Here is a 21,302-nt window from a genome sequence, read left to right on the forward strand (position 1 = left end):
CCCCGAAGTAGTATATTTAGATAGAACCGGACATCATGTTGACCCCAAAATAGCGTATCAAAAAGTCACGCGGCTATTCAATCGACATCGTGAGATCCTGAAGGTTTATCTACATATTCGTTTTTCCCTAGATACCGAGTGGTAATATCCTAGTTCTAAAATAAGGGATTCCATGCTACGCTACATAATGCACCAAATTGCCTATGGTTGCAACAATGTTGTTATAGATTCTTTTTGCTCCTCTATATTTCTACAAGGTCTGTGCTGCTCCGTACCTTGTTCTTCTAAATAAAATACTACTTTCTATACGCACTATTGGTAATGGACACCTCCGCCTTTTTGCCGCCAAGACTATTAGGGTTTTCTGTAGACTTGGCATTTTTATTGTCTACTCCAGTTTTTCCGCTTTACTAATTTGCTCTTTTCCATGTAAATATCACGTAAAATTTGTAGTATTTTAATGAAAAGTGGCAATTTTTTATGAATAATTGAAAGGCAACAACCTACATGTTAAACTGTTAAAGAGCTGCATTGGAAAACATTACGGCATTAATCGAAGAAAGGGATAACACATGACCATCAAAACAAAACTACTTCTAGGATACTTAGTAACTTCACTACTTATCGTCGTCATATCCGCTATTACAATGTATGGATTTACGACAACCCAAACACAATATGACACCATATTATCAAGAAATACTCCTGTCACTGTAGCGCTAAGAGAAATACAGTATTACTTTACCGGACAAGCTAATGATGAACGCGGATTTTTATTAACTGGAGGAGGCGAGTTTAAAAACGAAATAACTCAAAAATCTGACCAGATAAAAATGCGACTCCAGCTCATTCAAGGACTAGTTACTACCGATAATGAGAAACAACTTTTACAGGAAATAGCCAGCTCGCATGAACGATTTACCCAGATGAATTATAAGGTGATTTCTTTATACAACGAGGGAAAAATAGATGAGGCTAAAGCCCTTTCATTCGGAGAAGGGCGAAAAATCCGAAAAGAACTAGAAACCAGTTTCAACAATTTTGTAAAGATCAATCAGACCAATTCTGAAAACACAGAAGCCAATCTTCGATTATTACTCCAGAAAATGAAAGGGATTATTATCGGCGTAAGTGGAATTGCAATAATTTTTGGAATATGTATCGGGATTTTTATGTCAATCTATATTACTAAACCAATCAAAAAAGTTACTTCGCATATTGCAAAAGGTGATTTAAATATTCAAGAAAATATCGGTAACTCTCAAGATGAAATCGGGCAACTTGTGACCGCATTCATGAAAATGGTAATTGATTTGAAAAAGATGGTGCTGACCATTAAAACCAATGCTGAACATATTTCAAACTCATCGAAAGAATTATCCGTTAATGCCGATCAATCCGCTCAGGCAGCAAATCAGGTTGCTCAATCCATTGCTGAAGTAGCCACAAATGCTGAACAACAGCTTAGTGTAACTAATGCAACCTCTGTTGTAGTAGAACAGATGTCGTCCAGCATTCATCAGATTTCTGCCAATGCCAACCAAGTAGCTACTCAATCGACTCAAGCAGCAAATAAGGCAAATGAAGGTAATAAGTTGACTGAAAAAGCAGTCATTCAGATGACTAATATCGAAAAAGCAGTGAGTACTTCAGCACAATTTATTGGTAAATTAGGAGATCGCTCAAAAGAAATTGGTCAAATTGTAGATATAATCTCCAGTATTGCTGGTCAAACCAATCTATTAGCTCTCAATGCGGCCATTGAGGCAGCTCGTGCAGGTGAGCAAGGACGAGGGTTTTCTGTAGTAGCAGAAGAAGTCCGTAAACTGGCAGAGCAGTCACAAGATGCAGCTAAACAGATCGCAATATTGATTAGTGAAATTCAAGGAGATACAGAGAAAGCTGTATTAGCTATGAATAATGGAACGTCAGAAGTAAAACTTGGCGCCAATATCGTCAATGCTTCTGGACAAGCCTTCCAAGAAATTACGACAATGGTAAGCTTGGGTTCTGAGCAAATGATACAAATCTCTGTTGCTGTCGAGCAAATGGCTATCGGCAGCCAAAAGATCGTTAGCTCCGTAAAGCAGATAGAGGAACTGAGCAAAAAGTCATCTGGAGAGGCTCAAACAGTCTCAGCTGCTACAGAACAACAATCAGCTTCAACGGAAGAAATCGCCTCATCCAGCCAAACGCTAGCTCATTTAGTGACAGATCTTAATGCGGCCGTTAGTAAGTTTCAAGTCTAATTTAAACGTATGACAATATACTCCACAGCGGACGTTCGAACGTCCGCTTTTTTAAGTCAAGCTATTCGTGCCCCTCGCACTACCCACCATATTTCAGTCGCAGTAGCTCCACATTGCCCTTGCAAAAAACGCTATGCCCAATTACAAGCTAAAAAGCTCGCCGGAAATACTCGCATAAAAGTACACAATCTCGGCAAAAGCATTAATGAAAAAACTAACTGAAGATAAAAAAGAAAGCCCCTCAACTGAATGAGAGGCTTTCTTTTTCGGGAAGGTTTCACCACTATTGCACCATCAATGATAAGCAGTTATGATTGCACCGCCCCGGAACTGTTGATTTTACTGGTGCGCCCGAGTGGATTCGAACCACCGGCACGCAGTTTAGGAAACTGCTGCTCTATCCACCTGAGCTACGGGCGCATGATCTATTTTCAACGTTAATAAGTATATCATTTCGCCTTTCGAGTGTCAATTCAGCGGCAGAGAGGAAGCGACGCTAAACCCGCTTATTTTCTGGCTTCCTGCTTTGCCTCGAGATACAAAATCTGAACAAATTTCTTCATATTAATCTTAGAATCAGAAATCGAAGACTTCTGATTTTTTTGCAGGCACAGCATGATCTTTCGGACTTCCGTAAAATCAAAAAACTTCGGTGCGTAATTTTCAAAAGACGGGTTCGTATAATCAATAATTCCGAGCGAAGCTAAATGCGTCAATCCCTGAAAAATGGCTCGACGCACTCGCTGCTCTAACGCCTTTGCCTCTTTTTTTACGGCCGCTGCTTCAGCCTCAGTAGCGGCCACATGCTTCATGGCCACGTTTGTAAAAATATCCTTTAGCGAAGGAAAAGCGGCTTTTTCCGGCTGTTCCTGCTCATAGGCCTGCACATATTCAAGCATATCAAGCAGATCCTTACAGCCGCTTTCGCCGATCATGCCAAGTTCACTCAGTAGAAATTGGCCCGAAGTTAACAGAGCCACTGATTCATTTTTCAGTTTAGGACCCGCAGCGGCTTTTCCCCCTACCAATCCGTGTAAATTCTTTTCAATATTCTGGATGACATTTTGCAGCTGAATATGCTCCATTACATTTTGAATAATACTAATGACTTCAAGGCGATTAATTGGTTTTGTAATATAATTATTGACTCCTAAACCGTAGGCATTGCCGATCGTCTCCTTATCTTCCACCTGCGATAGCATAATGATTCTCCCCGTAAAAGCCGCTCTTAAATCTTTCACAGTTTGTATTCCATCTTTAATCGGCATTAGAAGATCAATAATCAGAATATCGACCGCTTTAGCGGCAAGCAGCATGGCATTGACTTTAGACCCATTTTCAGCCTCGCCAACCACTTCGCCAAGCTCGCAATCTTCAATAATTTCAGCAACCATGGACCGGATAACTTCATCATCGTCTACAATAAAAAAACGCATTGTCTTATCCTCCCTGTGTCAAATTCCGTAGCGGCAGCGTAATAATAAAAGCTTTTTCGCCCCTATCCCGCAGATCTTTTAAAAGGATATCGCCTTGTAGCTGATTGGTCAGATACTTTACGTACGGAAGTCCCATCCCAGTAGACGGATTCCCCGCTTGATCAAATTTCGTCGTATAGCCAGGCTGAAAGATCAGCTTTTGTTTACGCGCCGTAATTCCTGGCCCATTATCAGTAATTTGTATCTTTAGAGTACCTTCTACCTGCTCAAAGTTTATACGAACAACCCCTGCCGTTTCGATGGCCTCTACAGCATTTGAGACAAGATTATTGACAAGCGATAAGATCGTATATACATGAAGCTGCGGCAGAGAAGGCGTCACTTGCAACTCAAATTGTATTTCTTTGTTCAAAGAACGACTGTATTTTATATGAGACTGAATGATCATATCCGCTAGGTCAGGAGCGGCCATATACTCTTTCACTTCCCCATCGGCAATCAAGCGGGTCAAGCTCGCATAAATCCGCTGATTGTCTTTTTTTATGTCATGAACCTGACCGGCTATCTCCAGTAATTTTTGGGCCAACGCACTTGGGTTAAGCGAATTCTGGTTATTCTCCAGACTCTGATACAGTTGATAGCAGTCTTTAGTAACCAATTCGGCATTCTGCTGGGACTTAGTCAGATGAATCAGCTCTTTGTAAAGACTGGCTACGAGTAAAAGCATGTGCTCATTCTGTTCCTTTTGCTGCTCTGCCATAAACTCAGCTTGATGAAGTTTCATTATAAAGAAAAAGCTGAGCACAAAAAAACTACGGATCACGGCAATCAATAAAATCTTGCCGACTACAGGCCAGGTAATTGCGACCTGCGAGATGGGATAGTGCAACGTAAATAACAGTTCAACAATACTAGCCGTCATTTCCGCAGCAATGGCAACACAACCAATCCAGACTGGACGATTGTAAAAATGCTTGATTCTTATGCCGTAAAAAACGGCTGAATACGTTACATAATAGAAAAAAGCAGGAAAGTGAATCATAAAAGTCTGTGACAAACCAGCGCCGCTTACTAGCCAATCTAAAGTAATACGAAAAACTAATACGGCGGCGCCAGCGGTAAAGCCTGCTAAAAAATAAGCCTGACGCTGCGTCCATAGTAAAAAGAATAAAAAGGCCGGCGATCCTAAACAAACTCGAAACGTGCCGAATACACCGTCAAAAGGATGGAACTGCAATTCCCCCGCTAGCGGTACAACAAGAATCATCAGGAACAGCCACAACCACTTTTTCCCCAAAAAAATCACATCCTCCGCTGCAGAAATCATTTCTGATCATATCCTTATCCATTGTACAGAATAGCATAAAGATTTTTGATATTCCATAGATCTTGTCTACTGATCTATTTATTTTTTGTTCTTTTTGGGGAGACTTATAAAGTTTATGTAGATTTATATTGGATTTTATAGATTGCATGATACATTTTTAATAGAATTTACTGAAAAAAGCGACAACAGAAATTTTTACAAAATTTTGTGCGAAAGGGATGATTTTATGAAGAAACTACGTCTCGGTTTGGGAACTCAAATCTTAATTGGCCTTATTTTAGGCATTACCGTTGGCGGCGCCTTTTACGGCAATCCCGCTGTAGCAAGTTACCTCAACCCTATTGGCGATACCTTTATCCGTTTAATTAAAATGATTGTAGCTCCTATCGTACTCTCTTGTCTCGTTGTTGGAATCGCTGGCGTCGGCGATACAAAAAAACTGGGAAAAATCGGCGGCAAAACAATTTTCTTCTTTGAAGTTGTTACCACTATTGCAATCTTCTTAGGTCTTCTCGTTGCTAATCTGGTGAAACCAGGAGTGGGAATCGACAATAGCGGCGCTCTGGCCAAAACTAATATTTCTTCTTATCTAAATACAGCCGAATCAGTTGGTCATCACAGTCTGGCGGACACCTTTGTCAATATTGTTCCAAGCAATATTTTCGAGTCTTTAGCAAAAGGCGATCTCCTCGCCATTATTTTCTTCTCTGTTGTGTTCGGGTTAGGCGTTGCCGCAATTGGCGAAAAAGGCAAGCCTGTACTGCGATTCTGTGAGGGCGTAGCAGAGACCATGTTCTGGGTTACAGGACTTGTTATGAAATTTGCCCCCTTTGGCGTTTTCGCCTTAATCGGTGTAACTGTCTCTAAATTCGGCTTGCAATCGCTCATTCCCCTTGGCAAACTTGTATTAACTGTCTATGGCGCCATGGCTCTGTTCATCTTTGTTGTCTTTGGCCCGATTGCCAAAGCTAGCGGAATTAGCATCATTGCCTTAATGAAATTTATTAAAGATGAACTAATTCTGGCCTATACTACAGCTAGCTCCGAAGCAGTTCTGCCCAATATTATGAGTAAAATGGAACGACTGGGGTGTCCCAAAGCGATTACTTCATTTGTAATTCCTACAGGTTATACCTTTAATTTGACAGGCTCCACTCTTTACGAAGCAATTGCCGCTATTTTCCTAGCTCAGTTTTACGGCATTGATATTTCCCTGAGTGATCAGATCTATTTAATGTTTGTCTTGATGATTACCTCCAAGGGAATTGCCGGCGTTCCGGGAGCCTCTTTTGTCGTCCTCTTAGCCACTTTAGGCTCTGTAGGAATCCCCGTCGAAGGTCTTGCTTTTATTGCTGGCATTGACCGTTTCTTGGATATGTCCCGTACGGTCGTAAACGTTATCGGCAATGCTCTTGCGGCTATTGTCATTGCCAAATGGGAAGATCAGTACGATGAAGAAAAAGAACAAGAAACCATTGCACAAATGGCCTATGAATCTCATTAATAAACATCAGCTGAAAATGAAAAAGCAAAGACCTCAGGGTCTTTGCTTTTTTTGAAATTTTGCCCATAGAATGCCAGGAGCATGATATCTTCGCATATAGCGAGTATGGCACAAGTAGGAAAATAGCTTCCTTATCGGCTTATACCGCATAGCTTGATGCAATAGCCAATAGGCGACTGCAACAGCTAAAAAAGCATAGCCCATCTGGAGCACCATACCAAGATAAGACGGTATATAGCCCCCAACCAGATAATGGCTTACGTAGGTAATTAGCGGCACTGTTAATAAATAGTAAAAAACAATTACAAATAACGGACTGACTTCTATCGCCTGACTCGGACAGTAATTCATACAAGCCATGCAGCTATCACAAGAGAAACGCCAATAAGGGCGTTTTTCTTGTTTTCCTCGCATCATAATAGCTTGCTTAGGACAAAACTGCGCGCAGAGCCCACAGCCGCTGCATTTTTCTGAGCTAAAGAAAAGCTTTGCCAAGAAAAACTGTCCAAGCAAAAGATAAAGCAACGAAACCGGAACTAACATTAAGCCCATCACGAGCGGAATGATGCCTTGAAACGAAGCCTTGCCCGCAACAATGAAACGTACAAATTTTTTCACCTTTGCTTCGGCCCTATTGATCAGACTACTAACGTTTTCTTCACTCATGCCCCAGTGCAGCGCCGTCCAATTACTGGGCATGTCGATGCCTTTCACACCACGAACTCGATAGCCTTTTAAGGACAAAAGCAAAGCAACTAAATAGCCCGCTGTCCCTTCCATTCCCGGCAAAGCAACTCCCTGTACTCTCGTGCCAGCCCGTGACGGCAATACTACAGCCCTAGCATGATTGCCGCGAGGCAACCGCCAAATCGCCCGAATAACCTGCCACGGCGCCGTAAAGCCATGGGTAGGAAAGGCAAATACACATAAATCCGCTGCGTTAAGGGGTTCACCAGCTTGAGTTGCTGCGAAACCCTTGGAATCAAACAAACTATAAACCGTCGCAGACAGCCCTAATGATTCACCTAACTGCGCGCACCATAACGCCACTGTATAGGAATTCCCTGTTCCGGTCATATAAAATATAGCGAGTTTTTTGATCATAAAAAACCACCAACACTTTATCGGAATTGCCAAAGGCAAGAAAAGCTATATATCATATTCCATGCGTTTCGCTGTGTGCTGCCTAGCCTCTTCCCCTAGCAGCCGTTTTACAATATGAAGCGACATGACAATGCCTGCCGCAATACCGCCAGAAGTAATAATCTGGCCCTCATCGACGAATTTACTGTTTCGTTCTACCTTGATACGGGGAAAGTCCATCGCTAGCTGCTCCAAATCCATCCAGTGGGTTGTCGCCCTTTTCCCATCAAGCAGTCCTGCTTTCGCCAGTAAAAATGCGCCAGTACAGACAGAGGCAGTAATTTCCCCTAATATATGCTGATTTTGAATCCAAGCAATCAGATTTTTATTATTGATCTCAATTTCTTCAGCACCATAGCCGCCAGGAATAATCAAAATATCCAGCTTCGGCGCTGTGGCAAACGAAAATCCTGGTTGTACTAGTAGCCCGTTTCTTGCCTTAATCATTTTTCCCTGCTCGGAAATCGTATGTACAGAAAAAGGTTGAAACTCACTCTTAGGCTGTCGTGCCAAGGAAAATACTTCAAAGGGACCGGCAAAATCAAGCACTTCTACTTCATCAAACAGCAAAATTCCAACTTGACGTGTTGTATGCTCCACATTCTCTCCCCCAACCTTATGGCGTTCACTTCGCTCATCTTCTACTACGACACTCCCGCAGGAAATCCTCCCCTTTCCCTTCTCATCTCGACTGAACAGGACGCTTATTTGACTTTCAGTCGTGCTTTCGTTACAATGAGTTTGTTTTAACATTTTTTTCATGAAGAAATATTGTAAGGAGAATCACAATGACAACTTATTTAGCCTTATTGATTTCGGTAATTGTAATTTATTATAGCTGTGAACTCTTTGTAAACGGCATTGAGTGGGTCGGCAAAAAACTCAATATCTCACAGTGTGCTGTCGGCACGATTCTCGCAGCGCTTGGCACAGCTCTGCCGGAAAGTGTCGTTACCTTAGTCGCTGTAGCTTTTCAGGGTAGCAGCGAACAAAAAGACATTGGCGTCGGTGCGGCTCTGGGCGGACCGCTGGTACTTGGCACGCTAGCCTACGCCGTTGTGGGCCTCTGTATTATCTTGTTTCGGAAAAAACGCGATGCTGGTCTTGAAATTGACATTGACGGCCACAAATTATCGCGAGATCAGCTATGGTTTGTATCTATTTTTATCTTTAAAGTACTGCTTGGTCTCGTTCTTTTCGCCTATAAACCGCTCATGGGATTTGTGTTTCTGGGCCTCTATGCTTTCTATTTTTACCGGGAATTACGCGCCGAATGTCTTGAGGAATGTCTGCTGCCAGAGCCGCTAAAATTCCAACCTAAGCGGCAAGAGCCAACTATGACAGCGACATTTTTCCAGACGGGACTAGCCCTTGTGCTGATTTTTGCCAGCTCTCATGTCTTTGTAACGGAACTGGAAGTACTCGGTCGCTCTTTAGATGTCTCACCTTTAATCATTTCCTTATTATGCAGCCCGATCGCTACAGAACTACCGGAAATTTTAAATGCTGTGATTTGGGTGCGGCAAGGCAAGGAAACGCTGGCCCTTGGCAATATCAGCGGCGCCATGATGATTCAGGCAACGGTCCCCAGCGCCTTTGGACTCTTCTTTACCCCCTGGCTCTTCGATCTCCACCTGCTCTGGTCAGGCATCGTAACCTTACTTTCCGTAATGTATCTGCTCATTACGCTGAAAGAACACAAACTATCGCCCCATCGGCTGCTTTACGCAGCGATCTTTTATTTGCTCTTTGCCGCCATTTTTTTCTTCCCAGTAACCAATTTTTATAGCTTATAATGACTTATCCACATAAAATAAGGAATAAATTGTCACTCATCCACATAAAAGCTCATGTGAAAAATCCCGCAAATGCCGAAATTCAGCGACTTTGCGGGATTACTTTTTTGCACTTATGCACAATATCAACAGGTTTGTGAATAACTCTGTGGATAACTTGACTTATTCGATCACAGGATGACTCCAATCCACCAAAACCTGTGTATGATTATAAAGACGCGTCAAAACTTGTTTGAAAAAAGCAAGGCTTTCTGTTGGCAGACCTGTCTGATCAGCAAAATCACGAATTGTGGCGCCACTGGCAATATGAATGGTTTGTTCTGTCGATAAATACGTCTCAATTTCGCGGCGTTTTGCTTCATTAGCAAGCTTTACGCAAAAACTTTTATCCGCTTCGTTATAACGGATGGAACCATAGTCATTTTCATAGTGAATACAAACTACAAAATCTGTGTTCATTCTGTCACCTCAACGTTCTTTTTCATTACTTGAGAGCTATTCCTTACGATACAACGGTTTTAACCGATGCTCTAAAGGAACTTGCGGCAACTCGGCCGCCTTTTTCGCAAGTTTACAAAGCTCTTCTTGGCTTTTTACGACCTTCCCGCGTTTTGCCACGCGGCGATAAGTACCGTCGCTGCACATGCTGTGCGCCTTCTGATTGTCAGCAAGCATAAGCTGTAAAATCTGCTTAATCCGTTCGATATGTTGTTCGGCTTCCACCGGAAAAAGCAACTCAACTCGCTCATTCAGGTTTCGTGGCATCCAGTCTGCACTAGATAGAAAAACTTTTTCATCATCATCATTGGCAATATAGAGGATGCGATGATGCTCTAAAAACCGGCCAATAATACTGCGAACTTTAATGGTTTCACTAACTCCAGCTATTCCGGGCCGTAAGACGCAAATACCACGAACAATCAAATCTATTTTAACACCATATCCAGATGCTTCATATAGTTTTTTTATAATATCCTTATCTAACAGCGAATTCATCTTCGCCGCAATATAGCTGCGTTTCCCCGTTTTAGCGACTTCAATCTGTTCATCAATTAACGCCACAAGCTTTTGGCGCAAACCTAGCGGCGCCACTGTGATCTTATTCCAAACTGGCGGATCAGAGTAGCCGGAAAGCACATTGAAAAAGGCTGAAGCATCTGCGCCAAATTGATCATTGGCGGTAAAAATGCCCATATCAGTATAAAGCTTTGCCGTCGAATCATTATAATTTCCGGTTCCCATATGAACATAGCGCTGAATCCCGCGCGCTTCCCGCCGTACCACGAGAATCATTTTGGCATGAGTCTTTAAACCGCGCAGGCCATATATAACATGACACCCTGCTTCCTCTAACCGTTTGGCCCATAAGATATTGTTTTCTTCATCAAAACGCGCTTTCAGTTCCACTAAAACCGTAACCTGTTTGCCATTTTCCGCTGCCTGCGCTAACGCGCGAACAATCGGCGAGTTACCGCTCACCCGATATAAGGTCTGCTTAATGGCCAAAACAGCCGGATCCACAGCGGCCTGCTGAACAAACTGTACGACAGGTTCAAAGGATTCATAGGGATGGTGCAATAATACATCACTTTCGCGAATTCTGGCAAACAGATCGGTGCAACCGACTAAGTCCTTGGGAAGCTGCGGCGAAATCGGGGGAAGTTTTAGTTCCTCCAAGCCAGGCAACCCGATAAATTTAAAGAAACAAGTTAAATCAAGCGGTCCGTTAATATCATATACCTCTCGGTCTAGAACATGCAAGGAACTGACAAGAAGGTCTTTTAAGGCAGGCGCCGCCCCTTTGCCGATCTCCAATCGCACAGCCTGACCGCGTTTTCTCTGGCGCAGCGACTTTTCTACTTCTTCTAATAGGTCCTTGGCATCTTCCTCATCAATAAATAGGTCCGCATTACGAGTAATCCGAAACGGGATAACGTCTTCGACTTGATACCCATAAAATAATTCTTCACAGTAAGCTTCAATGATCTTTTCTAAAAAAACAAAGCGCCGTTTTCCTCCTTCAGGCGGAATTTCTACAATACGAGACAACACGGCAGGCACTTGAATGACGGCGAGTTTTTTTTCGTCTTTGCCTTTACGGCTAATTTGCAGCGCCAAATTGAGACTGCGGTTTGATAAAAAGGGAAATGGATGGCTGGCATCGACAGCAACGGGTGTAATAACTGGGTAGATGGTACTGCGAAAATACTCATAACACCATTCTTTATCAGAATCACTTAACTTATCCATAGCGGCGAAAAAAATCTTTTCTTCTTCCAAATGATACAAGACATTTTTTAAGATGCGATATTGGAGATTTACAAGCCCGTGAACTTCAACAGCAATATCAATCAACTGCTCTTCTACGGTCCGACCTGAAATATCGAGTTTATGGACGCCGCTATCGAACTGATGCTTAAGACCGGCCACACGAATCATAAAGAACTCATCAAGGTTCGAGCTGGTAATCGCTAAAAAATTAAGTCGATCTCCTTGCGGTCTATTCTGACTACCGGCTTCCTGTAGCACCCGTTCATTAAACTTAATCCAGCTTAGTTCGCGATTCAGAAAATACTCGCTACTTTCAAACATATATCTTTTCCACCCTTTCCAAATTGGCGCGAATCCCGAAAACATCTTCAAAAAAATCGGCTTTATCGGCAAAAGTCCATTCTTCCAAGGAATAATCTTCATTCACTTTCACTTGTATGTTTAACTCATTATTCTTGAAAACAGCGGCAGCCGCAATGGCCTTTTGCCGATGGCTCCGGTCCATAGCATCAGCCAAGCGCAGTATGGCCGAAAGCTTCGCGACAGTAACCTGGCTCTTTTTCGTAAGAATGGAATAGTTGTAATGATGATTGTCAGGAATCCCTTGCGAATGATAGTAGGCCACATTAGCCATTACCGCTTTTTCCTTCTCTGACAGTCCCAAAATATCAGAAGAACAAATCAGTCGATAGGAATAATAGGGGTGGGAACGAAGGCTCACGAACTTCCCAATATCATGCAGAATAGCCGCCCCTTGCAATAAAAGCCGTTCACGATTTCCTAGGCCATGAATCCTGGCCATGCGGTCAAAAATCAACAAGGAAAACTGTTCTACCGCCTGTGAATGCCGTTTATCGTACTGATAGCGCTTCCCAAGGGTTCGAATTAAACTAAAGACCTGATCTTCCATTGTTTGCAGCCACGGGTCTTGGTGTTTTCCTGCCAAATACAACAGCGTAATTCCATCCATAAATTGATCACAAGGAATGACAATCTGCTCAATCGTCGTTAACGATAAAATCTGATGGTATAAAACAAGCGTAGGTAAAACCATCGCTGCGTCATCTGGCGAAAGCGAGAAAATTTGCTGAAGTTGCGATAAGTTCAATCGCTTAATTTTTTCATATAAAGCCCTAAATTCGCTCAAACTGACAGGACAAGCTTCGACTTCTCCCCAGGTCTTGCCCAGCATTTTGAGCAGCAGTTCCGTTTCCCGGCCTGATAGACATAAATAATCAATGTCAACATGACCTAGATAGGCTTTTACTGGTTCAATGGCGGCATAGATAAACTCTTCTAACGCTTGATGAAAATATAGGGAATCGCGCTGCGCCGCCGAAAAGCTTTCTTTAATCCGTAGCGCCCCCATTTTTAAATTTTGCTGATATTTAATAGCGCCGTCCTGCCATAAGGTCATGCCGAGTCCGCCGGAAGAAATATCGACAAACAGCACGGCTTTCTTAGCTTCGAGAAAACCCTGTTCTGCTAGTTTTTTATAAGATGAAACGTATTTGTAAAAGATCTCCTGCGGTACATCCACTACTTTCACATCAAGACCTGTTTTTACTTTAATCTGATCAATAATATATTTCTGGTTTTCCGCTTCCCGTACTGCCGTTGTTGCAATGAGACGATAATCACGGACGCCATATTCAGCAAGCATCCGACGATAGCCTTTTAAAAGCTCACAAACCTCATTTAACGTACCAAAACTAATTTTATTGGTCTGAAAAGCCTCCTCACCTAAATCAACGGCGCGGCTGGCTCGGTCTATAACCTTCATATTTTGAAGTGAAGTATATTCGACAATCTGCATACTCACTTGCTCAGAACCTAAGTGAATCGCGGCAAAATAGTCTGGCATTTTATCTGCCACAACGTCGCCTCCTCTATCATATCTGCTCTATCTGCTCTACCTGCTCTATCTGCTCTATCTGCTCTATCTGCTCTATCTTATCTATCTTATCTTTCTTATCTTTCTTATAATTCGTGTTACTTTCATTTATTTTCCTGCTTAAATAATCCTCTTTATGTTAAGTAATTATTACAAAATTGTTATTTTTTTATGTTTTACTATAACCGTCAATGCCCGAATTTACTGGATTCTTGCCTTTTAGTATTTTTCTATAATTTTTCTTTGAGACATAAAACCGTCCCAAAAAACGTCCCAAAATTACAGTCCAAAATACGCAGTTACGGCCTGAGTAACAGACTCTTTATCGCCTGGAAGTAAATGACCGTATGTATCAAGTGTCATACTTATATTTGCGTGTCCTAAAACCTCTGATACAGCTTTTATATTCATTCCCTCACTTATTGCGACACTGGCGAAGGTATGCCTAAGTTGATGAATTGAATGATGTTTTATTCCTGCCTTTTTTACAGCAGTGCTAAAGCGATTCGCTAAAGTAGTCGGTGACATAATGTTTCCATCAGTCTCACTAAAGACTAAGCCTAAATCACTGTAAGACTCGCCAAACTCCTTTTTTAGCTTGTTTTGCTTTCTCTTATGCCACTTTAAAGACTCAATAAGCCTATCGCCTATAGGAACGATTCTATCTGATTTCGTTGTTTTTAAAGAACCCAAAAACCACCTATTTCCATCATCACGGTCTAGCTTTGCCTGTTGCTTTACATGAATCTCTTTTTTCTTCCAGTCAATATCAACCCATTTTAGACCACAAATTTCACCCCTTCTCAGGCCAGTTGTAACACCTAAGAGGATTATAATATACATATCGTTTTGATTTCCCACATCGCTAAGTAATTCCTGTATTTCGTCAGCCGTAAAAGGATTAATTTTCTTTCTCTGCACTTTTGGCAGGCTAATTCTTACCATTGGCGTTTTCAACAAAATGGAATCTGCAACAGCAGAATTAAAACAATCTGCTAAGATTGACCGAATCAGAGAAAGAGTTGCAGGAGAATAATCTTCTGCTAGCTCATTGAAATATGTCTGAATATCCGTTCGTTTTATGTTCTTTAAGGCAATTTGAGCTAACTTGCTTTTGTAAATATAAAGTTTAGCTATATTCCTGTAATGATTATAGCTAGTCACACCTACACCGTTTTTCTTTTCCGCTTCTATCCAAAGTTTCAACCAATCGCCTAAAGATTCTTTCCCTGCATTAGCCTTTAAACCCTCTGCAACGGCTTTTCTTAATGCCTTTTCTTTCTCTTGGACTTCTGTCTTTGTCCCGCCTCTGACAGTCGTCCGCTTAGACCGCCCTGTCTCAGTATCAATATATGTGATTTTCTTCCAGTAACGCCCGCTCTCGTCCTGATAGATCTTACTTCCTTCGCCATTATCGCGCCTTGTCATGATCTCAACACCTCCACATATTTTTCTCGATCTATGTAAAATCGCCTATAACGTCGCATAGGCTTAAATAAAATAACTCAGGGATAAATCCAGTAGTGGTATTTTTCACCACTACAACGCCCCACCTTGTATGCGCCTAGATAAAACAATGGCGACAGATAGACATATCAACCTATTGTCGCCACCCGTCCCTCTCATACTCATGAGCAGGCCTTTTGTTTTATTTCATGCTTCTGTTTCATTTTCCGAAACCTCGACTTTAAACTCTTCACTTTTAGCAGGTTTCATTTTACCCAGGAATTTCATAATGTCAGTTTCTGTAATACGCCATACTCGCCCAAGCTTCGACGCTTCAAGGCTACCGTTTGCAATATAATCGCGTACTGCCTGCTCGGTAATTTTCAACCGCTCTGAGGCTTCTCTTACAGTAAATATCTCGTCGATACTATCACCCCCTATAAACAAAATAAATGTTTTAGTATATATTTGTCAAGTTCTAATATATCTCCAAACTGTTTTACTTCCGATAACCATACATTATCGGAACTGATAATAAATGAGAATAACAGGGGTTTTTGCTACTCAAAAGAAGGTAGTTTCAACCGACACCGTTAAGATAAATTCACCTTGAAATAAAAGTTAATGGTTCAAATTTCGTCGGTTAACTCAGTATCGCAAGAAGTTGCGACAAGACGTTAGCCTTTAAGGCGAAGGTATATATGTTGATTCAAAGAATAGATTGGCACAATTTTGTGCCGATGTCACATAGAAAAGTTAGTGGACGATTTTCGGCTACTAATCCTCGTGCGCACAAGTGTGTACGACTCCCATTCACCATGAATGGTGAGAACAAAATTTTCCGTTTTATAAATTTCACCAATTTATTCCATTTCATTCAAGTGCTTCTTTTCCTGTAAATCCCATAGCCAAAAGAGTGAACCCATCCCTGTTCGTTAGATACTCAGGGTATTGTTTACCGCGATTTTCATAGGTTGACTCATAAAATAAATTGGTTCCTGAAATTTCAGGAACCAGATTTTTAATGTCAGCAAGTACATTATCATGCCTTTTCCCAAAATTTCCCGCTACCTGTCTACTTGAAACTACCGCTTGACCAGTCAAAAAACACCAATCTAAAAATAAACATATCGTACCATTATCAAAACACGATCTACCCACACCACTCAACAGCATTAATTCCGTCCTAATATCGCCAAAATTAAACTTTTACATATCACTGAATGTTTTTTACACACCAAGCAAGCAAAATGCCTTAAAACGGAAAATAGAGGTTGTATAAGAAAGAGTACTAATGTTTTCAAGGGTCTGTATTAAACACATACCCTCTTGACGAACAAAGAGACCGAACGTATTGCCAGCCTCTCCGTCTCGCCATTATTGAAGAATCGTCAAATCACCCCTGCTTGTCTGGCCTTTACATACTCTTCCATTGACATATCCTCGACGTCAATCTTATCATCTTGGGCTTTTTTGTTATTCGCGATAAACTCCGAATTTGTTTTCAGAAATTGATGAACGCCATCTTCGACAGGAAGCAGGTTCCCCCACATATCGCGGTACGCAACTTGCTGTCCGTCAATCACCTCCACGTCTTGAAAAAGAGCTTCTGCTAGCATCTCAGGCTTAATAGCTCCCGCCTGTGACAACGCCTGCCCTAAAGCCATCTGCTTCACAGTAACTGTCAACTTTTTATTTTCTGCTGTCAGCCTATCAACCTCGGCCTGTAACTGGTTTAGGTTTTTCATTTCATCACCTCCTGCGGTACGTTGTTTACGATTGTTGGCAACTTCTCGCCTTTCTCCAGAATTCCTCGCACCTTGCGAATGATTTTTGCCTTTTCTCGCGCGATTTCGAGTTTCGCTCTGTCGCATCGTTTCGCTTTGCCCCATCTCGCAGGGAACTTGTGTTCTAAAAGCCAAGCCAATGCACGCCAATCCTTTTGCCCTGCTTCGTTTATTTCAACCAAAGCTTTCACCTCGAACTCGGCCTGTGCCTTTCGAATAGCTTCGTAAAACTCCGCATATTCGGGCATTCTAGCCTGTCCTTTTTTGAGCCATGTGTAAAAAGTCGCTCTGCCAATCCCTGCAAAAATACAAGCCAGCTCAACAGCGGAACCGTTCTTCAAGTGCTTACAAATTGTTTTTGTTACGTCATCAGATAATTTGGGGGCTTTGGGCCCCGTTTTCGATCTAGCCAATCAACAAAACCTCTCTTTTTTATAATGTCCAATCGTCATGTAACCATCGTCACAATGACGAACCTCTTCCCACGATGTTGGGAAATCCACCTCATCTTATCGCAACTTCCTGCGATGTTTTGGAATCCAAAATTTCCAAAAGCGGTACTCTCACCTTCCGCACGCCTCGCTGTCCCGCATTTTATCAGAAATTTACATCTTCATTGCCCCATTTTGGGGACTCGTTATAATTCCGCTCAATATTTTTCCGATTGATTTGACTCCCCGAATCAGACAAAACCTCGTCCAACCACCGTTTTTCGCTCAGCCATCGGGCAGGGTTGGGCACGTACCGCCCACCATCTTCACGCCACGCGCTAGACTGCTTTTGTATTTCGACAGCGCGAAAAATTCTTTCAGCGAGAGATTGGTCGATGCCCAGTTTTTGCCACTCTCTTCGTGCTGTCGCCAGTTCTCTTTTCTTTGGATAAATCCTCCAAAATTGATCAAAACCTGTGCAAGTATCGGCGGGCGCTGTGTCTTTTTCTTTATAAGTGATATTTTTTCTTGAAAAAACTGGTTCTTTTTCCAGTGCATCCTGTGCACCATTACCGCGTGCACCCTGTGCACCCTGCTCGAACCTCGAAAAATCGACTGAATAGTGATTCACGCCCTGTCGCCCTTTGATGTTTTTTGCAACCGTCTTATGAATTAACCCCTTTGACACTAAGGACTCGATCGTACCAACAGCTTTCCGTCGACTCATGCCCGTTTTTGATGCAATTGTGTCATAACTCGGAAAGCCTGTTTTCCCCCCATTACAGCACCGTAACAGGTATGCATAGACGGAAAAATCGTAAGGGTTCAGTTCCATATCAAAAACATCGTTTGGCACTTGAAAGTATGGGAAACGCATGGTGATTCACCACCTCTACGCTTGCAAAAATTCATCAATCGCATCGCTGGGAATCAACCAACGACGGCCAGCGCGTACTGCTCGGATTGTCCCATCATTTAACAGCTTCATGATGTTGCTCCGCGATATGCCTAGAATCTCCCGCGCCTCGTCAGCGGAAAAGGCCTTCTTTTTTTGTGCAATGCCTTCGCTTTTTTGCAAGTCTGCCACGTTAACCTCCACCAATTTTCCATCTTCGATTTTGTAAATTTTGTCTTGGTTTTTCATTATTTTTACATCTCCTTACGCGTCCAAATTTTACTTCGCTCTATATATTATGCAAAATCAATACGTGTTACCGCGTTTTTAAAAATTTTTTTTATTTTTTTTGATTCTGTAGTTTTTGATAATAACTTTATATGTTTATATAAAGTCTTATGCAAAATAAATAGAACAAAAGCAGAAGCATTAAAATAGCTCTGAGTATTAATTTCATGACTTTATTACTCAACCTAATTAAAAAACCTCATAACTTTTATTTCTTATGACTTTATATAGTTTTTTACATAGAAAAAGGCCTCATTTTAGCAAAACCGTCCCAAAAAACGTCCCAGACAAGAAAACACACCATACTCTAAACAAGCTAGAAATACAGCATTTATAAGGTTCTATGGCATATCATAGAGCCCGTTGGTATGTTAAGTAATTATTAAATTTTACGGAGCTTCGACTGAGAAAGGGACTATCAGCTCATTAAAAGTTAACCTTTCATATTTTTTAGGTTTACATTGGCTGTAAAGTATTTTAGAATAGAGACAGAATTGATTAACAAAGGAGATTGTAATCCATGAAACTTCCTGTACGTGATATGATCCTCATTGCTTTATTTGCTGCCTTTACAGCGGTCGGCGCTTTTACTAAAATTCCAACTCCCATTGTCCCCTATACGCTGCAATTCTTATTCTGTGCCTATGCCGGTTTGTTGCTTGGTTCAAGAAACGGCGCTTATTCACAGCTTCTCTATGTAGCGCTCGGCCTAATCGGAATTCCCGTTTTTGTAAATGGCGGTGGCCCTGCTTATGTATTGCAACCGACCTTCGGCTATCTAGTCGGATTTATACTCTGCGCTTTCATCATTGGTAAATCAACCGAAGGATTCACAGGCAGACCCTCTTTTTTGCGTCTCTTTAGCGGTATTTTACTAGGGCTCGCTTGTCTGTATCTCATCGGCGTCACCTATCTTTACGGCATTGTAAATTTATATCTCCACAAAGAAATGGCTGTATTAAAAGCAATTGCTGTAGGGTTCACACCATATATTTTGCCGGATCTTCTTCTTAGTATCATCATTGCTTACAGTGGTACTAAAATTATACCGATCTTAAACAGTCTGGGGCTTCGTCGCTAGATCCTACCATAAATTACTGTCGATTCAAAACAGAAAGGGGAATGGAAAAATAATCCATTCCCCTTTCTGTGGTGTTCAGCCGACAAAGAGCGTGATAAAATAAGGGAAGTAAGATTTCTTCAGGAGGCAGTATATGACAGAAAGTGTAGCAGTTATCGATCTTGGCTCCAACTCAGCGCGTCTTGTCATTTCGAATATTTACCATAATGGCGCCTACAATCTTGTATACAATCAAAAAGAATCGGTCCGGCTCAGCGAAGGCATGGAAAAAGACAATTGCCTGCAGCCTGCAGCAATAGAGCGAGCGATTCGCACCTTAAACGCCTTTGCCCACATGTGTCAAATTCACAAAGCGGACAAGATTATTGCCGTAACTACGGCAGCAGTACGCAATGCCCATAATGGACAAGAATTTATCCAGCTCGTAAAAGACAAAACAAACATTGATTTAGAAATTATCAGCGGCGAAAAAGAAGCCAAAATCGGTAGTATTGCCGTGACCAATACAATTGATATTCGCGATGCGTTGCTCTTTGATCTTGGCGGCGGTAGTACGGAACTTACTCTGATCCGCGATCATAAGGTAGTCGAATTAATCAGCATTCCTTTTGGCGCCATTACTTTGACGGAAAAATTCAAAACCCAAGACAAAGTATCAAACGAAAACCTTACGGCCTTAACGGAATACATCAAAAAGACCTTTGCCGCCATCCCTTGGCTGCAAAATCTGAAACTCCCCCTTGTGGGCATTGGCGGCACAGCTCGTAATATTGCCAAAATGGACCAGAGACAAAAAAACTATCCCTTCCCGAAAATCCACAATTACCGCATGGGAATGATTTCTTTTGAAAATCTCTGGCAAACGTTAATTCGTACAAACCTCAATCAGCGACGCAAGCTGCCGGGTCTCAGCAGTGAACGGGCTGATATTATTATTGCTGGCATCAATATTGTAAAGACCTTGTTTGAGGTTGCTGCGGGAACGCAATTTATTGTCAGCGGCAGCGGTCTGCGCGAAGGATTGTTCATGCACTACTATCTGCAACGGGAAAATCAACCCGACGTTCTGCCTGACATTCTAATGCACAGCACTCGCAATATGTTGCTCTTTTATAAAGGGAATACCCTCCATGCCTACCACGTCTCTTATCTAGCTTTGAGCCTCTTTGACGGCTGGAAGGATCTCTTGCAGCTTACTGGGCGGGAACGCACGCTGTTAAAGGTCGCCGCGTTTCTCCATGATATCGGCATAACGATTAATTATTATGACCATACCCGCCACACAGCCTACCTCGTAGAAAACGCCCGTCTATTTGGCCTGACCCACCGCGAACAAATGCTTGTTGCCGTTGTAGCTGGCTGGCATCACGGCATGAGCGGCAAAGCCGTTCGCCGCAATTATTATGAATTTCTTGATGAAGCGGATTGGAGCACAGCTCGCAAGCTCGCTTTACTGCTCTCTCTGGCGGAAAGCCTTGACGAAACGCAAATGCATCGCATCCAAAGTGTCAGCGCCACTATAGAGAACGATAAAGCCAAACTCACGCTTAAGACGTTTGAAGAAGATGCGCTGATTGAACGACAATCCGCGGAGAAACACACCAAGTGGTTCCGTAAAGAGATGCAAATTCCACTGGTTATTGAATAACGCCTCAGACTCCTACCCATTCGCCTAAACCGGCGAAACGGTAGGAGTCTTTTTATGGTCGCTAAGCATAAATACAAAATATTCCTGGATATACTGATAACAAGAG

19 protein-coding genes and 1 tRNA gene are annotated in these 21,302 nt (G+C 42.1%); 5 read left to right on the forward strand and 15 right to left on the reverse strand.

Annotated elements, in window-relative coordinates; all coding sequences use genetic code 11:
* The first annotated feature begins 572 nt into the window (after positions 1-572).
* Positions 573-2,249 carry a methyl-accepting chemotaxis protein gene (locus tag AC0MXB_RS16420; RefSeq protein WP_474040809.1) on the forward strand — a complete coding sequence of 559 codons (1,677 nt, stop codon included), beginning with the start codon at positions 573-575 and terminating at the stop codon, positions 2,247-2,249.
* Between the two features lie 343 nt (positions 2,250-2,592).
* Here the strand turns inward: AC0MXB_RS16420 and AC0MXB_RS16425 are convergent.
* From AC0MXB_RS16425 to AC0MXB_RS16435, 3 genes are all read right to left on the reverse strand, one after another.
* Positions 2,593-2,669: transfer RNA gene (locus AC0MXB_RS16425), tRNA-Arg, on the reverse strand.
* Between the two features lie 86 nt (positions 2,670-2,755).
* Positions 2,756-3,685, reverse strand: a complete 930-nt coding sequence (locus tag AC0MXB_RS16430; RefSeq protein WP_474040810.1) for a response regulator — start codon at positions 3,683-3,685, stop codon at positions 2,756-2,758.
* Between the two features lie 4 nt (positions 3,686-3,689).
* Positions 3,690-5,012 (reverse strand): ATP-binding protein, encoded by a 1,323-nt coding sequence (locus AC0MXB_RS16435; protein WP_474040811.1) that lies wholly within the window; start codon positions 5,010-5,012, stop codon positions 3,690-3,692.
* 226 nt (positions 5,013-5,238) lie between these two features.
* Here AC0MXB_RS16435 and AC0MXB_RS16440 point away from each other — a divergent pair, with 226 nt between their 5' ends.
* Positions 5,239-6,516, forward strand: coding sequence for a cation:dicarboxylate symporter family transporter (locus AC0MXB_RS16440; protein WP_474040812.1), 1,278 nt, complete (start codon positions 5,239-5,241; stop codon positions 6,514-6,516).
* A gap of 33 nt (positions 6,517-6,549) precedes the next feature.
* On the opposite strand, the gene AC0MXB_RS16445 is transcribed toward AC0MXB_RS16440, so the two are convergent.
* Both AC0MXB_RS16445 and AC0MXB_RS16450 read right to left on the reverse strand, forming a co-directional pair.
* Positions 6,550-7,620, reverse strand: a complete 1,071-nt coding sequence (locus tag AC0MXB_RS16445) for an EFR1 family ferrodoxin (protein WP_474040813.1) — start codon at positions 7,618-7,620, stop codon at positions 6,550-6,552.
* Positions 7,621-7,665: 45 nt separating this feature from the next.
* A complete protein-coding gene (locus AC0MXB_RS16450) occupies positions 7,666-8,259 on the reverse strand; it encodes a DJ-1/PfpI family protein (protein ID WP_474040814.1) in 594 nt (197 codons plus the stop codon).
* Between the two features lie 188 nt (positions 8,260-8,447).
* Here AC0MXB_RS16450 and AC0MXB_RS16455 point away from each other — a divergent pair, with 188 nt between their 5' ends.
* Positions 8,448-9,455 (forward strand): sodium:calcium antiporter, encoded by a 1,008-nt coding sequence (locus AC0MXB_RS16455; protein WP_474040815.1) that lies wholly within the window; start codon positions 8,448-8,450, stop codon positions 9,453-9,455.
* 162 nt (positions 9,456-9,617) lie between these two features.
* On the opposite strand, the gene AC0MXB_RS16460 is transcribed toward AC0MXB_RS16455, so the two are convergent.
* The 10 genes from AC0MXB_RS16460 to AC0MXB_RS16505 all read right to left on the reverse strand — a co-directional run bounded on the left by AC0MXB_RS16460 (position 9,618) and on the right by AC0MXB_RS16505 (position 18,428).
* Entirely contained in the window at positions 9,618-9,914 is a 297-nt protein-coding gene (locus AC0MXB_RS16460) for a hypothetical protein (protein ID WP_474040816.1), read from the reverse strand.
* Positions 9,915-9,950: 36 nt separating this feature from the next.
* Positions 9,951-12,047 carry an RNA degradosome polyphosphate kinase gene (locus tag AC0MXB_RS16465; protein WP_474040817.1) on the reverse strand — a complete coding sequence of 699 codons (2,097 nt, stop codon included), beginning with the start codon at positions 12,045-12,047 and terminating at the stop codon, positions 9,951-9,953.
* Positions 12,040-13,602, reverse strand: a complete 1,563-nt coding sequence (locus AC0MXB_RS16470; protein WP_474040818.1) for a Ppx/GppA phosphatase family protein — start codon at positions 13,600-13,602, stop codon at positions 12,040-12,042. The genes AC0MXB_RS16465 and AC0MXB_RS16470 overlap by 8 nt, the downstream gene beginning before the upstream one ends.
* 297 nt (positions 13,603-13,899) lie before the next feature.
* Positions 13,900-15,048, reverse strand: coding sequence for a tyrosine-type recombinase/integrase (locus AC0MXB_RS16475; protein WP_474040819.1), 1,149 nt, complete (start codon positions 15,046-15,048; stop codon positions 13,900-13,902).
* A 225-nt stretch (positions 15,049-15,273) separates the two neighbouring features.
* A complete protein-coding gene (locus AC0MXB_RS16480; RefSeq protein ID WP_474040820.1) occupies positions 15,274-15,513 on the reverse strand; it encodes a helix-turn-helix domain-containing protein in 240 nt (79 codons plus the stop codon).
* Positions 15,514-15,939: 426 nt separating this feature from the next.
* Entirely contained in the window at positions 15,940-16,242 is a 303-nt protein-coding gene (locus tag AC0MXB_RS16485) for a Rha family transcriptional regulator (RefSeq protein ID WP_474040821.1), read from the reverse strand.
* Positions 16,243-16,457: 215 nt separating this feature from the next.
* Complete coding sequence (locus tag AC0MXB_RS16490; protein ID WP_474040822.1) at positions 16,458-16,814, reverse strand: hypothetical protein; 357 nt, start codon at positions 16,812-16,814, stop codon at positions 16,458-16,460.
* A complete protein-coding gene (locus AC0MXB_RS16495) occupies positions 16,811-17,266 on the reverse strand; it encodes a terminase small subunit-like protein (protein WP_474040823.1) in 456 nt (151 codons plus the stop codon). The genes AC0MXB_RS16490 and AC0MXB_RS16495 overlap by 4 nt, the downstream gene beginning before the upstream one ends.
* A 184-nt stretch (positions 17,267-17,450) precedes the next feature.
* Positions 17,451-18,161 (reverse strand): helix-turn-helix domain-containing protein, encoded by a 711-nt coding sequence (locus AC0MXB_RS16500; RefSeq protein WP_474040824.1) that lies wholly within the window; start codon positions 18,159-18,161, stop codon positions 17,451-17,453.
* Positions 18,162-18,176: 15 nt separating this feature from the next.
* Positions 18,177-18,428, reverse strand: a complete 252-nt coding sequence (locus tag AC0MXB_RS16505; RefSeq protein WP_474040825.1) for a helix-turn-helix domain-containing protein — start codon at positions 18,426-18,428, stop codon at positions 18,177-18,179.
* A gap of 559 nt (positions 18,429-18,987) precedes the next feature.
* Between AC0MXB_RS16505 and AC0MXB_RS16510 the strand changes: the two genes are divergently transcribed.
* Positions 18,988-19,548: a biotin transporter BioY gene (locus AC0MXB_RS16510; protein WP_474040826.1), complete on the forward strand. Its 561-nt coding sequence runs from the start codon at positions 18,988-18,990 to the stop codon at positions 19,546-19,548.
* A gap of 133 nt (positions 19,549-19,681) precedes the next feature.
* A complete protein-coding gene (gene ppx / locus AC0MXB_RS16515) occupies positions 19,682-21,196 on the forward strand; it encodes an exopolyphosphatase (RefSeq protein WP_474040827.1) in 1,515 nt (504 codons plus the stop codon).
* Positions 21,197-21,302 lie beyond the last annotated feature (106 nt).

The organism is Pelorhabdus sp. sgz311001 (assembly GCF_055901755.1).